12 protein-coding genes are annotated in these 14,453 nt (G+C 71.0%); 8 read left to right on the top strand and 4 right to left on the bottom strand.

Annotated features, from left to right (window positions below):
- Nucleotides 1–68 precede the first annotated feature (68 nt).
- Nucleotides 69–1,268, top strand: a complete 1,200-nt coding sequence (locus tag ABZ459_RS08770; protein WP_357967693.1) for an Ig-like domain-containing protein — start codon at nt 69–71, stop codon at nt 1,266–1,268.
- Nucleotides 1,269–1,375: 107 nt separating this feature from the next.
- On the opposite strand, the gene trpD is transcribed toward ABZ459_RS08770, so the two are convergent.
- Nucleotides 1,376–2,422: an anthranilate phosphoribosyltransferase gene (trpD, locus tag ABZ459_RS08775; RefSeq protein WP_357967695.1), complete on the bottom strand. Its 1,047-nt coding sequence runs from the start codon at nt 2,420–2,422 to the stop codon at nt 1,376–1,378.
- A gap of 6 nt (nt 2,423–2,428) precedes the next feature.
- Nucleotides 2,429–2,827, bottom strand: a complete 399-nt coding sequence (locus tag ABZ459_RS08780; RefSeq protein ID WP_357967698.1) for a hypothetical protein — start codon at nt 2,825–2,827, stop codon at nt 2,429–2,431.
- Nucleotides 2,828–3,034: 207 nt separating this feature from the next.
- On the opposite strand from ABZ459_RS08780, the gene ABZ459_RS08785 reads away from it, so the two are divergent.
- From ABZ459_RS08785 to ABZ459_RS08800, 4 genes are read left to right on the top strand one after another with little or no spacing between them, the layout of a single operon-like run.
- A complete protein-coding gene (locus ABZ459_RS08785) occupies nt 3,035–3,685 on the top strand; it encodes a heme-copper oxidase subunit III (protein ID WP_357967700.1) in 651 nt (216 codons plus the stop codon).
- Nucleotides 3,686–3,699: 14 nt separating this feature from the next.
- Nucleotides 3,700–4,509, top strand: coding sequence for a c-type cytochrome (locus ABZ459_RS08790; protein ID WP_357967702.1), 810 nt, complete (start codon nt 3,700–3,702; stop codon nt 4,507–4,509).
- Nucleotides 4,506–5,621 (top strand): Rieske 2Fe-2S domain-containing protein, encoded by a 1,116-nt coding sequence (locus ABZ459_RS08795; RefSeq protein ID WP_357967705.1) that lies wholly within the window; start codon nt 4,506–4,508, stop codon nt 5,619–5,621. Before ABZ459_RS08790 ends, ABZ459_RS08795 begins: the two co-directional genes overlap by 4 nt.
- On the top strand, nt 5,618–7,276 hold the full coding sequence (locus ABZ459_RS08800) for a ubiquinol-cytochrome c reductase cytochrome b subunit (protein ID WP_357967707.1): 1,659 nt from the start codon (nt 5,618–5,620) through the stop codon (nt 7,274–7,276). Before ABZ459_RS08795 ends, ABZ459_RS08800 begins: the two co-directional genes overlap by 4 nt.
- A 290-nt stretch (nt 7,277–7,566) precedes the next feature.
- Here ABZ459_RS08800 and ABZ459_RS08805 read toward each other — a convergent pair whose 3' ends face one another.
- Together ABZ459_RS08805 and ABZ459_RS08810 are read right to left on the bottom strand one after the other, a co-directional pair.
- On the bottom strand, nt 7,567–7,854 hold the full coding sequence (locus ABZ459_RS08805; protein WP_125630767.1) for an Lrp/AsnC ligand binding domain-containing protein: 288 nt from the start codon (nt 7,852–7,854) through the stop codon (nt 7,567–7,569).
- Between the two features lie 17 nt (nt 7,855–7,871).
- Nucleotides 7,872–9,596 carry a DEDD exonuclease domain-containing protein gene (locus ABZ459_RS08810; protein ID WP_357967709.1) on the bottom strand — a complete coding sequence of 575 codons (1,725 nt, stop codon included), beginning with the start codon at nt 9,594–9,596 and terminating at the stop codon, nt 7,872–7,874.
- Between the two features lie 146 nt (nt 9,597–9,742).
- On the opposite strand from ABZ459_RS08810, the gene ABZ459_RS08815 reads away from it, so the two are divergent.
- The 3 genes from ABZ459_RS08815 to ABZ459_RS08825 all read left to right on the top strand — a co-directional run bounded on the left by ABZ459_RS08815 (nt 9,743) and on the right by ABZ459_RS08825 (nt 14,453).
- A complete protein-coding gene (locus ABZ459_RS08815) occupies nt 9,743–11,245 on the top strand; it encodes a serine/threonine-protein kinase (RefSeq protein WP_357967711.1) in 1,503 nt (500 codons plus the stop codon).
- Nucleotides 11,235–12,677: a serine/threonine-protein kinase gene (locus tag ABZ459_RS08820; protein WP_357967714.1), complete on the top strand. Its 1,443-nt coding sequence runs from the start codon at nt 11,235–11,237 to the stop codon at nt 12,675–12,677. Before ABZ459_RS08815 ends, ABZ459_RS08820 begins: the two co-directional genes overlap by 11 nt.
- 270 nt (nt 12,678–12,947) lie before the next feature.
- Entirely contained in the window at nt 12,948–14,453 is a 1,506-nt protein-coding gene (locus tag ABZ459_RS08825; protein ID WP_357967717.1) for a hypothetical protein, read from the top strand.

A 14,453-nucleotide genomic window follows, 5' to 3' on the forward strand; every position in this document is an offset into this window, starting at 1 on the left:
ATGTCGTGAATAGATCACTCAGGGTAATAAGGGGGGAGAAGGTTGGATCTTGGGCGAGGGGGTCACTCGTGAGACGCGTGGCGAATGGATCGGCCGGCCTGCTGGCCCTGGCGCTGCTCACGGCGTGCTCGCTGAGCGGCGCGGCGAACGAGACGAAGGAGCTGACCGCGGTCGCGCGGCAGCCGGCGGTGGGGGTCACGCCGCAGGACAAGGCCGCGAACGTGGCCACCGACCAGCCCGTGGTGGTGTCCGCGCACGGCGGCACGATCAAGAGCGTCCGGGTGGACGGCGGCAAGGCGGGCCGGCTGAAGGGCGTACTGAGCGGTGACGGCACCCGCTGGCGCAGCACGACCACCGCCCGGCCGAGCGCCGGCTACACGGTCACCGTCGTCAGCGTGGACGCCGCGGGCAAGCAGAGCGAGACCTCCAGCACGTTCACCACGGTCAAGGGCGACAAGACGTTCGACATCCAGACGATCACTCCCAACCGGGACGACACCGGGCTGACGGTCGGCATCGGCATGCCCGTCATGATCGCCTTCGACAAGCCGGTGAGCGACCGGGTGGCCGTCGAGCGCAACCTCACCATCCGCAGCTCCAAGCCGGTGGACGGCGCCTGGCACTGGTTCGACGACAGCCATGTGGACTTCCGGCCGGAGGAGTACTGGCCGGCGTACACGAAGGTGCGGCTGGAGGCGAAGCTGGCCGGGGTGCGCGGCGGCCCCGGCCTGTACGGCAAGCGCGACGTCACCCTCGACTTCAAGATCGGCCGCTCGCAGATCACCAAGGGCACCACCGACGAGCACGTGCTGACGGTCCGCCGGGACGGCAAGCGCATCCGCACCATGCCGATGAGCGCCGGGCAGGGCGGCCAGTGGAAGTACTACACCACCTCGGGCGTGCACCTGGCGATGTCGCGCGAGCCGGTGACCGTCATGACCTCGCCCGGCATCGGCCCGGGACAGTCGGGCTACTACCAGCTCACCGTCTACAACACCGTGCGCATCTCCAACAGCGGCGAGTACGTGCACAGCGCGCCCTGGTCGGTGGGCTCCCAGGGCAACTCCAACGTCAGCCACGGCTGCGTGAACGTCAGCCCGGAGAACGCGGCCTGGTTCATCAAGAACACCCTGATCGGGGACCCGATCATCATCACGGGCTCGCCGCGGAAGCTGGAGCCCACCAACGGGTGGGGCCACTGGCAGGAGAACTGGAAGGAGTGGCTCAAGTGGAGCACGCTCAAGGACGGCCCCAGCATCACCTTCTGAGCGACTGACCGTCACCCGGCCCTGAGCAGGCCCTGGACGCACTGCCAGGGCCCTGGGGCATACGTACCACCGATGGACGTGAGCGCGCCTCAGGGGCGCGCTCACGGTCACGACGGGCGGTAGGAGCTGCTGACCTCGACCCAGCGGCGCAGCGTGTCGGCGGCCAGGCCGGAGTCGATCGCCTGCGTGGCGCGCTCGTAGCCCTTGATCATCGCCGTGTCGAGGTCGTCGCCGGCGCCGTCGTGGGCGACCAGCGCCGCCGCGGTGTTGAGCAGGACGGCGTCACGCACCGGCCCCTTCTTGCCGCCCACCACGTCGTGCACGGCCTGGGCGTTGAACTGCACGTCGCCACCGCGCAGCGCGTCCGCGTCGGCCCGGGGGATGCCCAGGACCGCGGGGTCGAACCTGGCCTCGGTGGCCGTGCCGTCGCGGACCACCCACACCGTGGAGGTGCCGGTGATGGTCAGCTCGTCGAGCCCGTCGTCGCCGCGGAAGACCAGGGCGGACACGCCGCGCTCGGCGAAGACGCCGGCGATGACCGGCAGCATGCGGGCGTCGTAGACGCCGATGGCCTGGGCGCTGGGCCGGGCCGGGTTGGTCAGCGGGCCCAGGAAGTTGAAGACCGTCGGGACGCCGATCTCCTTGCGCGCCGGGCCGGCGAAGCGCAGCGCCGGGTGGTAGACGGGCGCGAAGCAGAAGGCGATGCCCGCCTCGCGCGCCACCCGCGCGGTCTGCTCGGGCGTCAGGTCGAGCCTGATGCCCATGTGCTCCAGGACGTCGGCGGCCCCGCACAGCGAGGAGGCCGAGCGGTTGCCGTGCTTGACGACCCTGGCGCCCGCCGCGGCGGCCACGATGGCGGCCATGGTGGAGACGTTGACGGTGTGGGCGCGGTCGCCGCCCGTGCCGACGACGTCGAGGACGGGCCCCTCGACGGTGAGCGGCGTGGAGAACTCCAGCATCGTCCGGGCCAGGCCCACCACCTCGGCCACCGTCTCGCCCTTGGCGCGCAGGGCCAGCGCGAAGCCCGCGATCTGGGCGGAGGTGGCGTTGCCCGAGAAGATCTCCCGCATCGCCCAGGCCGTCTCGTCGGCCGACAGGTGCTCGCCGGAAAGGAGCGCGGAGAACAGGGCAGGCCAGGTCGTCCGGGAGTCCATGGGCACCTACTTCGCGTTGAGTCGGGTGGCGGATCGGCGGCGCATCAGGTCGGCGACGGTGTCGGCCAGGACCATGGGCTCGATGGGCTGCGGGACGACGGCGTCGGCCTTGGACCACTCGGCCAGCCAGCGGTCGTCGCGCCTGGCGATGATCAGGCAGACGGGCGGGCAGTCGTAGACCTCGTCCTTGGCCTGACGGGAGACGCCCATGCCGCCGGCGGGCTGGGTCTCGCCGTCGAGGACCGCCACGTCGATCTCGCCGGAGCCGAGCCACTGGTGGACCTTGGGCTCGGTGGCGCACTCGATGATCTCGACGAGGGGCACGTCGGCCGCCGGCCGCCGGCCGATCGCCTGGCGGACCTCGGCCCGGGTGGTGGCGTCGTCGCTGTAGACGAGGACCCTCATCGTGTCGTCGGTGCTCCCAGAGGACGTCACTGTCGCGCTCGCTATCGGTCGAAGCTGTATGGTCACCTGGATCGTACCGTTGCGCCGGGATGCAATCCCAGGCCACCGGGTCTGACAGGCGTTTTGTCCCAATTATCCCAGGTTGATGGCCGGTTTGTTCCTCCTAACGGGGGGTCGTTGGCCGGACCGAACACCGGAGCCGCAATAATGCTGCCCGTGGCGACAGCATCCGCAATAACTTCGACGACGACAGCACAGTCGTACCGGCGGCCGAACCTGGTCAGTGTCGGGACGATCGTCTGGCTGTCCTCTGAGCTCATGTTCTTCGCGGCGCTGTTCGCGATGTACTTCACCATCCGGTCGGTGAGCGAGGGGAAGGGCATCGAGTGGGGCCCTGCCTTCCTTCCTGCAGGCGTAGAGGCAGAAGGCGCTCACCTGAACATCCCGTTCGCGACGGTCAACACGATCATCCTGGTCCTGTCGAGTGTGACGTGCCAGCTGGGCGTGTGGGCCGCGGAGAAGGGGCAGGTCGGCAAGCTCCGCTTCTGGTACATCGTCAGCTTCCTGATGGGCGCGGTCTTCGTCGCCGGTCAGCTGTACGAGTACGGCGAGCTGGCGTCAGAGGGCGCGACCCTGTCCGCCAACGCTTACACCTCGGTGTTCTACCTGACGACGGGCTTCCACGGCCTGCACGTGACCGGTGGCCTGATCGCGTTCCTGTTCATGCTGGGACGCACGTACGCCGCGAAGCGCTTTACGCATGAGCAGGCCACCAGCGCGATCGTCGTGTCCTACTACTGGCACTTCGTAGACGTCGTCTGGATCGGTCTTTTCGCGACCATCTACATCATTCGTTAAGGAACGGGATCTCTGTGACTAGGATCACCGCTTGGCGGCGGCATCCCCTCGCGAGATACGCCGTCCTGATTTTGGCGTTGGCGCTGGTCGGGATGGTATACGCCGCCTTTGTCCAGGCGGGCAAGCCTGCCGACGCGGCGCTGGCGGCAGGCAAGGTCGACGACGTGGCCGAGGGCAAGAGCCTGTTCGTGGCCCACTGCTCGAGCTGCCACGGCATGAACGCGGAGGGCACCAACACCGCCCCCACGCTCGTCGGTGTCGGCGCCGCGGCGGTCGACTTCCAGATGAGCACCGGCCGCATGCCCGCCGGCAACCCCGGCCCGCAGGCGCCGCGCAAGCCCCTGGCCCACTGGGTCAACGAGGAGTCGACCCGTCAGGTCGCCGCCTACGTGCAGTCGCTCGGCGGCGGCCCGCAGGTCCCGGGCAAGGAGCAGGTCGACCCGAAGCTCGGCGACGCCGGCAAGGGCGGCGAGCTGTTCCGGGCCAACTGCATCCAGTGCCACAACTGGGCGGGCGCCGGCGGTGCCCTGACGCAGGGCAAGTACGCGCCCAACCTCAACGAGTCCTCACCGACGCAGATCTACGAGGCGATGGTCACCGGCCCGCAGGCGATGCCGGTCTTCAACGACTCGACGATCACGCCTGAGGAGAAGCGCAGCATGATCGCGTACATCACCCAGGTCCGCGAGCAGAAGGACCCCGGAGGGTTCGGCCTCGGGCGCATCGGCCCGGTCACCGAAGGTCTCGTAGCGTTCGTGGTAGGCATCGCCGCCCTAGCCCTCGCCGCCATCTGGATCACCGCGAAGAAGCGACAGAAGTCATGACAGACAACGAGCACGAGATCGAGCAGCCGGACGAACGCGTGCCCAAGCGCGTCATCGGCACTCCCGCGCCGGGCACGTCGATGCTGGGCGCCGCGGAGAAGGAAGACGTCGCCGACCGCGACGTCCCGGGCGTGACGCTGCAGGACGAGACGAAGGCCGGCAAGGCCGAGAAGATCGTGGCGCTCTGCTTCGCGATCACCTTCCTGGCCGGCATCGCCTTCCTCATCTCCTACGTGGTGTTCCAGGTCGGCAGCCCTGAGGCAACGGGGGTCTCCAACCTCGCCCTCGGCGGCACGCTGACCCTGGCCGTCCTCGGCCTCGCGGTCGGCATCGTGGTCTGGGTCCGCCAGATCATGCCGAAGTACGCGCTGGTCCAGGAGCGCCACACGATGGCCTCCGACGAGGACGACCGCGAGGTCGTCTCCGAGACGTTCCTGCAGGGCGCCAACGAGAGCGGCTTCGTCAAGCGCAAGCTGATGCGCCGCACGCTGCTGCTGGCCGCCGCGCCGCTCGGCCTGGTGCCGCTGGTGCTGCTGCGTGACCTCGACAACTCCAAGATGCCCGCCGCGAAGTTCAACAAGCTGCTGCGCCACACGGTCTGGGGTGAGAAGACCAAGGAGGGCAAGCCGCTGCGCCTGGTCGTCGAGGGCACCGGCCAGCCGATCCGCGCGGCCGACTTCAACTCGCCCGGCGGCATCCTGTCGGTGGTGCCCGAGGGGTACGAGCACGACCTCAACGCGCTCGCCAAGGCCACGCTGATCCTGATCAAGTTCCGTCCGGAGGAGCTCAAGAGCGGCGTCAAGCAGAACTGGACGCACGACGGCATCGTCGCCTACTCCAAGATCTGCACGCACGTCGGCTGCCCGGCGGCGCTCTACGAGCAGACCACCCACCACATCCTGTGCCCGTGCCACCAGTCGACCTTCGACGCGGCCGACGGTGCGAAGGTCATCTTCGGCCCGGCCGCCCGGCCGCTGCCGCAGCTGCCCATCACCGTCGACGGCGAGGGCTATCTGATCGCCCAGGGTGACTTCAACGTGCCCGTCGGTCCCAGCTACTGGGAGCGCGGCGACGCCGAGGCCGAGGCCCGTGAGAAGGGAGGCCAGGCATGAGCGACCTGAACGCCGTACCGAAGGCCATCGCCGGGCCGTCGACCTTCCTCGACGACCGTCTGGGCGGGGCGAACTTCCTCAAGCGCAACCTGCGCAAGATCTTCCCTGACCACTGGTCGTTCCTGCTGGGTGAGATCGCGCTCTACTCGTTCATCATCCTGCTGCTCACGGGTACGTTCCTGACGCTGTGGTTCAAGCCGAGCATGGGCGAGATCGCCTACGACGGCTCGTACGCGCCGCTCAAGGGCGTCATGATGTCGGAGGCCTACGCGTCGTCGCTGGAGATCAGCTTCGACGTCCGGGGTGGTCTGCTGATGAGGCAGATGCACCACTGGGCGGCCCTGCTCTTCGTGGCCGGCATGACGGTGCACATGCTGCGGGTGTTCTTCACCGGCGCCTACCGCAAGCCGCGCGAGCTCAACTGGATCATCGGCGTGCTGCTGCTGACCCTGGCGCTCGCCGAGGGCCTGACCGGCTACTCCCTCCCCGACGACCTGCTCTCCGGCGCCGGTCTGCGGATCACCGAGGGTGTGGCGATCTCGCTGCCGCTGGTGGGCACGTACATCACGTTCTTCCTGTTCGGCGGGGAGTATCCGGGCGAGGACGTCATCTCCCGGTTCTACTCCCTGCACATCCTGCTCATCCCGGGCATCCTGCTGGCGCTGGTCTCGGCCCACATGGTGCTCATGTGGGTGCAGAAGCACACGCAGATGCCGGGCAAGGGGCGCAACAACAAGAACGTGGTGGGCGCGCCGTTCTACCCGGCCTTCATGGCCAAGGCGGGCGCGTATTTCCTGTTCACGCTCGCCGTGGTGTCGGGGCTGGCGACGTTCGCCCAGATCAACCCGATCTGGCTGTTCGGGCCGTACACGCCGGCGGACATCTCCGCCGGTTCGCAGCCCGACTGGTACATGGGCTTCCTCGAAGGCTCGCTGCGGCTCATGCCGCCGTGGGAGTGGAACCTGTTCGGCACGGCCCACGCGGGCACGTTGCCGATGAGCGTGATCATCCCGGCGCTGGTGCCGATGGGCATCATCATGACCGGTCTCGCGCTCTACCCGTTCATCGAACGGTGGGTCACCGGGGACAACCGCGAGCACCACGTCGCCGACCGTCCGCGCAACAACCCCCACCGCACCGCGATCGGCATCTCGGCGATGACGTTCTACGGTGTGCTGTGGCTGCTCGGCGCCAACGACGAGATCTCGGCCAACTTCCACGTCAGCCTCAACTGGACGACGTACATCGGCCGGGTGCTGGTCTTCGTCGGGCCGGCGCTGGCCTACCTGATCACCTACCGCATGTGCCTCGGCCTGCAGCGCAGCGACGCCGCGGTCATCGGGCACGGTGTGGAGTCGGGTGTCATCAAGCGGCTGCCGCACGGTGAGTTCATCGAGGTGCACACGCCGGCGTCCGACGACCTCGAGGCCCACATGCGGGGCAAGGAGGCGGTGCCGGCCCTGCCCGTGGACGAGGACGCCTCCGGCATCCCGCCCAAGGGCATGCGCGGCCCGCTCGGCAAGCTCCGCGGCCGGATGTCCAAGGCGTACGGCGGGGAGAAGATCCCGCTCGACGACGGGCACCACGGCGAGCACGGGGAGCACGGCGAGCACGCCGCGATCGGTTCCGGCGACGACCGGAGCCTCACCCACTAGGGTTTCGTCTGATCGAGATCGGCCCGGACGGGGTTTCCCCGTCCGGGCCGATCCGCGTTCCGGGCCGCCTGCCGACGGCTCGCCTGCCGAGGACGGCTCGGCCCCGGGAACGCGTCGGGCCCGGCCGTGGGACGGCTCGGGCCCAGAAGACGGACACACAAAAACGGACGCCGGAAGACGGACGCGGAAGACGGACGCGGAAACGGACGCAGGCGCAGAAGCGGATGCGGGGACTTACGGGGAAATCTACGCGGGGACCGCGGGGATCTCGGGGATCGCCGGGGAGCGGGTCAGTCGGACTCGGGGAAGCCGATCGAGAAGGCGGCGTCGAGGTCGTGCCTGGAGTAGGTGCGGAAGGCGATGTGGGTCTCGGTGTGCTCGACGCCGTCGACCTTGTTGACCCGCCCGGGGATGACCTCGGCCACCTCCTCGTAGCGGGCGACCCTGACCATGGCGAGCAGATCCCATTCGCCGGTGATGGAGTAGACCTCGCTGACCCCGTCGATCTCGGCGATCGTCTGGGCGACCTCCGGGATCCGGTCTACCTCGGCCTTGATGTGGACGATTGCCGTGACCATGCATTAACTGTATCCGGTCATCGCAAAGGCCGTCCCTCTCGGTCGCGCCGCTGATCAAGCCCGCGGTAGGCCAGGTCGATGCGGGCCTTGTGGCGGGCGGCGCCCCGGGCGGGCATCGACCACACGCCGTCGACCTCGACCAGCCGCACGCCCGGCGACTCCAGCCAGCGCAGGATGCACTCGGTCTCCTCGGCGCTGGCCGCGTGCACCGGGCCGGGGCCCGGGATGACGGCCTCCGCCATCGCCTTGAGCGAGGCGACGAACGGCGTGGGATGGGCGCCCTTCGGCATCACGCCCGCCGCGGCCAGCCGGCCGTAGCGGACGACGTGGATGTCCCAGCCGCCGTCGAAGGCAGGGCTGGCGGCCACGAGCTCGGGGATGCGGGTGATGGCGCTCAGGCGCTGCATGCGGGCCGCCGCCCGGACGAACGCGGCCAGCCGGTCACGGTCGACGGACGCCTCCTCGTAGCGCTGCTCGACCGACAGGCGCTCCATGCGGGCCGACACGGCGGTGTAGACGAGCGAGGCGTCGGAGGTCATGGCCCGGCGGGCGCTCTCGACGTGCGCCGCGTACTCCTCCGGGCTCTCCTTGCCCGCGCAGGGCGCGCCGCAGCGGCCCATCTCGTGCAGGACGCAGGCGGCCCGGCGGGTGCGCAGGCTGATCGGCTGGGTGCACTGGCGCAGCGGCACGGCCTCGTGCAGGGCGATGCGGGCCTCGTCGGCCAGGCGGGAGCTGCTGAACGGGCCGAGGTAGGTGGCGTCGTCGTCCTTCAGCTCGCGCACGATCGACAGGCGGGGGAAGGGGCCGGCGGTGAGCTTGAGCCAGACCATCTTCTCCGGGAAGCGCGAGCGGCGGTTGTAGCGCGGCTTGGCGCCGCCGATCAGCCGCAGCTCCCTGACCTCGGCCTCCAGCCCGGTGGCGCAGACGACGTGGCGCACGCGCTCGGCGATGCCGATCATCTCGCGGATGCGCGGCCGGGTCTCGCCGGCCGTGAAGTAGGAGCGCACGCGGTTGCGCAGGTTGGTGCTCTTGCCGATGTAGAGCACCTCGCCGCGGTCGTCCTCGAAGAAGTAGACGCCGGGGGCGTGCGGGACGGACTCGGCCAGGTGGCGCTTGCGCTGCTGCTCCGGCGTGGGGGCGCGGACGAACGACTTCAGCTCTTCCAGCGTGTGGACCTGGAAGGAGCCGGCTCGCTCGATCAGCCCGTGGAGCACGTCGACGGTGGCCCTGGCGTCCTGCAGGGCGCGGTGGCACGGCTCGGTGGGGCTGCGGAAGAACCGGGCCAGGGTGGACAGCTTGGCGTTGGGCGTCTCGTCGCGGGTCAGCACCCGCCGGGCCAGGTCGACGGTGTCGACGACCGGATTGGCGGGCGGGGGGTAGCCGTGGGCGGCGCAGGCGGCCTTGACGAAGCGGGTGTCGAAGCCCGCGTTGTGGGCCACCAGCGTGGAGCCCTTGATGAACTCGAGGAAGCTCGGCAGCACCGCCTCGATGCGCGGGGCGGCCACCACCATGGCGTCGGTGATGCCGGTCAGCACCGAGATGAACGGCGGGATCGGCCTCCCGGGGTCGACCAGCGTGGAGAACTCGCCCAGCACCTCACCCGCCCGCACCTTGACCGCGCCGATCTCGGTGATCGAGTCTTCGGCCGGCGAGCCGCCGGTGGTCTCGAGGTCGAACACGACGAACGTGACGTCGCTCAGCGGGGTGCCGAGCTCGTCGAGGGTGCCTTGTACCGCGTCCACGTTCCAAGACCATAGAGAGGGGGACCGACAGTTACTCCGGCGGACCACGCCGAAGCGCGGGGAAAGAGGCCGGGAGGACAAGGGGGGGTGAACGGGAAACGTGCTCGAATAACCATCCTTCTTGATCCTTAGTTACCCTTCCCTTTATGTCCGCGGGAAGACTTGCCGGCCGCTACGCCCTGCTGCGCCCACTCGGCGCAGGCGGCATGGGGAAGGTGTGGCTGGCCAAGGACGAGATGCTCGACCGCGAGGTCGCGGTCAAGGAGCTCACCCTGCCCGAGGGCATGCCGCCCAAGGACCGCGCCGACGCGGTCACCAGGGCCGTGCGCGAGGCGCAGGCCACCGCCCGGCTGCGCCATCCCGGCATCGTGGCGCTGCACGACGTCATCGTCGAGCACGAGCGGCCGTGGCTGGTCATGGAGCTGCTGCGGGGCCGTACGCTGGCCGACACCGTGCGCGAGTTCGGCCCCATGCCCCCGGAGTACGCCGCCCGTGTCGGCGCCGACGTGCTGGAGGCGTTGCAGGCCGCCCACACGCAGGGGCTGCAGCACCGCGACGTGAAGCCGGGCAACGTGTTCATCACCGACAGCGGCAGGGTGGTGCTGACCGACTTCGGCATCGCCCGGCAGGAGGGCCAGTCCACGCTCACCGAGCAGGGGCGCATGATCGGCTCGCCCGGGTTCATCGCGCCCGAGCGGCTGGAGGGCGAGCCCGGCGGCCCGTCCAGCGACCTGTGGTCGCTCGGCGCGACCCTGTTCGTCGCCGTGACTGGCGGGAACGCCTACCCGGGCTCGGTCGCCGAGCGGGTAAGGGCGACCGTGACGCAGCCGGTGCCGCTCGCGCCTGGGCCGCTCGGGCCGCTGCTGGCGGCCATGATGGCACGCGATCCGGGCGCCCGTCCCGATCCGCGCAACGTCGTGCACGCGCTCAGGCAGGTGGCCGCGGGCGGCCGGCCGCCGGTCCTGGGGGCCGGCGAGCAGGCGACCGCGCCCCGCCGGGTGGGGCGGCGCGGGCGGCCGCTGCTGCTGTGGGGCGCGGTCGCGGCCGTGCTCGTGGTCGCCGCCGGGGCCACCGGCTTCGTCGTGCTGCGCGACGACGACGGGCCGCCGGCCGCGTTCACCGTGCCGATGGACGTGTGCACCCTGCTCACCCCGCAGGACGTCGGCGGCCTGCTGCGCACCCAGAGCCCGCCCAAGGCCCAGCCGGACAGCAACGAGGTGGGCCCGGAGTGCGGCTGGCCGGCCGCCGGCACCGGCGTCGGGCTGCAGGTGCAGAAGGACTCCGACACCGTCGATCCCTGGTCGATGACCGCAGCCACCGCCCGCACCCTGTTCCAGAACCAGAAGCGCTACTGGGCCAAGTACGACCAGATCGACTGGACCTGGCCCGAGATCGGCGTCAAGACCAACATGCGCTCCACGCGCACCACCGTCCATGACCTGGCGGGCCTCGGCGAGGAGGCGTTCGCGTTCGAGCTGAAGGGCAGGACCGGCCGCGTCCACTCGGCTCACGTCTACTACCGGATCGCCAACCTGGTGGTGGCCGTCCAGTACGCCACCCTGGCCGACAAGCCGACCGACGAGGACGTCCGGCAGGCGGCGATCAAGGCGGCACGGGCGAGCGAGCAGGCGTTGCGCCGTGCGAAGTGACCACTACCTGCTGGCCGGCCGTTACCGGCTGGTCGAGCAGCTCGGGCAGGGCGGCGCGGGCACCGTGTGGCGGGCGCTGGACGAGACGCTCGACCGCGAGGTCGCCGTCAAGCAGGTGCGGGTGCCGCCGGGGCTGAGCCCCCACCAGCGGGCCGAGTTCGCCGGCCGCGCCATCCACGAGGCCAGGTCGGCCGGACGCCTGCGCGACCCGGCCATCGTGCTCGTGCACGACGTGGTGCTCGACGGCGACCAGCCGTGGATCATCATGGACCTGGTCACCGGCCGGTCCCTGGACAAGGTGATCAGTGAGAACGGCCCGCTGCCGCCCCCGTACGCGGCCCGCATCGGGCTGCAGGTGCTGTCGGCGCTTGAGGTCGCGCACTCCCACGGCATCCTCCACCACGACGTCAAGCCGGCCAACATCCTGCTCGACGCCGACGGCTCGGCGATGCTGACCGACTTCGGCATCGCCGTCCCCCTGGGCGGTCAGGGCGAGGGCGCCGGCAGCGGCGGCTCGCCCGGCTACATGGCGCCCGAGCGGCTCAACGAGCAGGCGCCGGGCCCGGAGTCCGACCTGTGGTCGCTGGGCGCGAGCCTGTACACCGCCGTGGAGGGGCGGGCGCCGTTCGAGCGGCAGCTTCCCGCGGCGGTCGCGGCGGCGGTGCTGCTGCACGACCCGCCCTTCCCCGCGCGGGCGGGCCGCGAGTTCGGCGGGCTGCTCATGGCGATGCTGGCCAAGGAGCCCGCCGCCCGTCCCACGGCGGCCCAGGTCCGGCAGGTGCTCAGCGGCGCGCCGGTGCGCTCTGGCCCGGTCCCCGGGCGTCGCAGGCGGTGGTTGCTGCCGGTGGCCGTCGCGTCCGGCGTCGCGGTGCTCGGCGCCGGCTGGTACGCCGTGGACGCCCTGGCCGGTCAGCCGGAGACCGGCCGGTACGCCGCCGCCCCCGACCCCTGCCGCCTGCTGACCGACGCCCAGGCCGCCGAGCTGGCGCAGGGCGTCGTCCGGCGCAGCGCCACGCGGGACGGCGAGTGCCAGTGGGTCGCGGGGCTGGAGGAGCGGCGGGGCCGGCGGATCACCGTACGCACCTGGATCGAGAAGCCCGACGGTGACCTCGGCGGGCCGCAGGTGGCCGCGCGCCGGTTCACCAGCGAGAAGGGCACCAGGAACGCGGCGCAGGGCACCCGGGCGCGGGCGGCCGCCGGCGAGGTCGTCGACGTCGCGGGGGTGGGGGAGGCGGCGTTCGTGCAGAACCGGTTCCAGCTGTTGATGTCCTCCAGCACGGTCGGCCGGTCCGACAGCACCGTGCTCTTCCGTTCCAGCAACCTGCTCGGCGAGGTGGTCTGGCACCGTGACGAGGTGTCGGTGAAGACGCCGGTCGACAAGGAGACGGCCCTGCGGATCGCCCGGCTGGTCTCCGGGGCGCTGCCGGGATGACCGTCAGGCGTGCCGCAAGGGGCGTTTCGCCATGTCTCACCGCAAGTCAGGGCAACCTCAGGAGTCGCAGTGAATCCCGGTAGCGAGTACGAGCCGCCGACCACCCCTCATCCGGTGCCGGGCCGGCGGTTCGAGCCGCAGGGAAGGCCGCCGACGCCGCCGCCCGGTTCGCCCCCCGCGCCACAACCGGGCCCGCCGCCTCGCCCGCAGTCGGGTCCCCAGTCCGGTCCCCAGTCCGGTCCGCAGCCCGGCCAGCAGTGGGGGCCGCCGGTGGAGCCGCGGTGGGCGCCGCCGGGGTCGCCGCCCACCGGGCCGACCGGGCCGATGGGCGGGCCGCCGGGGCCGCCCGCCGGTCGGCCAGGACGCCGCCCGGCGTGGTTGCCGCCCACCCTCGCCGCGGCGCTCGTGGTGGTCGTGGCCGGCGGCGGCGTGGGGGCCTACCTGCTGCTGTCCGGCAAGGGCGGCGCCGGGACGGCCGCCGGGCCGTCGTCGTCGGCGGCGCGGTCCGTGGTGCCGGTCGCCGCCGCGCCCGGCCCGGACGCCTGCTCGATGCTGCCCGTGGACGAGGCCGAACGGCTGGCGCCCGGCGCGACGGTGACCAAGTCCTCCAGGGACTCCGACTACACGGTCGCCTTCACCTGCAACTGGCAGAACCAGCGCATCTCGTTCGGCGAGTTCTGGCGCAGCAGGGAGATCGACGTCAGGATCGAGCAGCACAAGGGCGAGGGCGCCAAGACCGGCCGCTCGATGGCCCAGAACTCCTACGAGACGGACTACCGCGGCGCCAAGTACGGCGCCACCGCCAAGCCCTCGCTAGACCCCGACGAGAAGGAGTACGTCTCCCCGGTCAAGGACGTCCCCGGCGTCGGTGAGGGCGCGTTCGCCCAGTACACCTGGCGGCGCGACGGCAAGCTGCTGTGGTACTCCTTCGGCCAGGCCCACGCCCAGGTCGGGGACATGACGATCCGGGTCAAGTTCCAGGCCGGGCAGCAGCGGAAGGACGCGCGGATCCTGTCCAACGAGAGCACCAGGTCCATCACCGAGGAGAACGCGATCCGCGAGGTCGGCGGCCTGATCGCGTACTTCGCCAAGGGCGTGGCCGCCTGGCAGGCGCAACATCCCGGCGTGCCGGCCAAGCCCGACCAGGCCGCGGCCACCCAGAGCCCGACCGCCCGCCCGACGCCCTCGCCCACGGAGCTGGCCGCCTTCCCGCCCGCCTGCCAGGCCGTCACGGAGGCCGTCACCCGCCTGGTGCCGAAGCCGGCCACGAGGGCGCGCGCCACCGAGTCGGGCAACGACGACGAGACCGAGTGCCGCTGGCTCAACCTCGACCTGCCGGGCACCGCCGGGAACGTCAGGATCCGCAGCATGCTGATCACCACCCACCGCTTCACCAACCGGGCGGGCGCGATCGACCCGGGTGCGGCCAAGGCGTACTACGCCGGTGAGTACGGCGGAGACAAGAACACCGCCGGATCGTCCATCGGCGGCATCACCTGGGGCGACCTGAGTGACATCAAGGGGCTCGGCGACCAGGCCTACGGCCAGTTCGTGCAGACCAGGCAGGGCGAGGTGTCGGCCTCCAGCGGCACGGTGATCGCGCGTACCGGCGCGCTGGTGGTCAGGGTCGACTACTCCGGCGCCGAGCGGCCGAAGAGCGAGCCGGCGAACTCGCCCAAGGTCCGGCTCATGCCGCGGAAGGAGGCACAGGACGGCGCGCTCGCCCTGGCACGGGCGTACCTGGCCGAGCTGGCCAAGCAGCCCGCCGGCAGCTGA

This window comes from Nonomuraea sp. NPDC005692, assembly GCF_040631115.1.
Classification (GTDB): Bacteria; Actinomycetota; Actinomycetes; order Streptosporangiales; family Streptosporangiaceae; genus Nonomuraea.

What these genes read in the sequence shown, in the direction of transcription:
- trpD (WP_357967695.1), bottom strand. Translation starts at nt 2,422, where the DNA reads ATGGACTCCCGGACGACCTGGCCTGCCCTGTTCTCCGCGCTCCTTTCC.
- ABZ459_RS08780 (WP_357967698.1), bottom strand. Translation starts at nt 2,827, where the DNA reads ATGAGGGTCCTCGTCTACAGCGACGACGCCACCACCCGGGCCGAGGTC.
- ABZ459_RS08785 (WP_357967700.1), top strand. Translation starts at nt 3,035, where the DNA reads ATGCTGCCCGTGGCGACAGCATCCGCAATAACTTCGACGACGACAGCA.
- ABZ459_RS08795 (WP_357967705.1), top strand. Translation starts at nt 4,506, where the DNA reads ATGACAGACAACGAGCACGAGATCGAGCAGCCGGACGAACGCGTGCCC.
- ABZ459_RS08800 (WP_357967707.1), top strand. Translation starts at nt 5,618, where the DNA reads ATGAGCGACCTGAACGCCGTACCGAAGGCCATCGCCGGGCCGTCGACC.
- ABZ459_RS08805 (WP_125630767.1), bottom strand. Translation starts at nt 7,854, where the DNA reads ATGGTCACGGCAATCGTCCACATCAAGGCCGAGGTAGACCGGATCCCG.
- ABZ459_RS08815 (WP_357967711.1), top strand. Translation starts at nt 9,743, where the DNA reads ATGTCCGCGGGAAGACTTGCCGGCCGCTACGCCCTGCTGCGCCCACTC.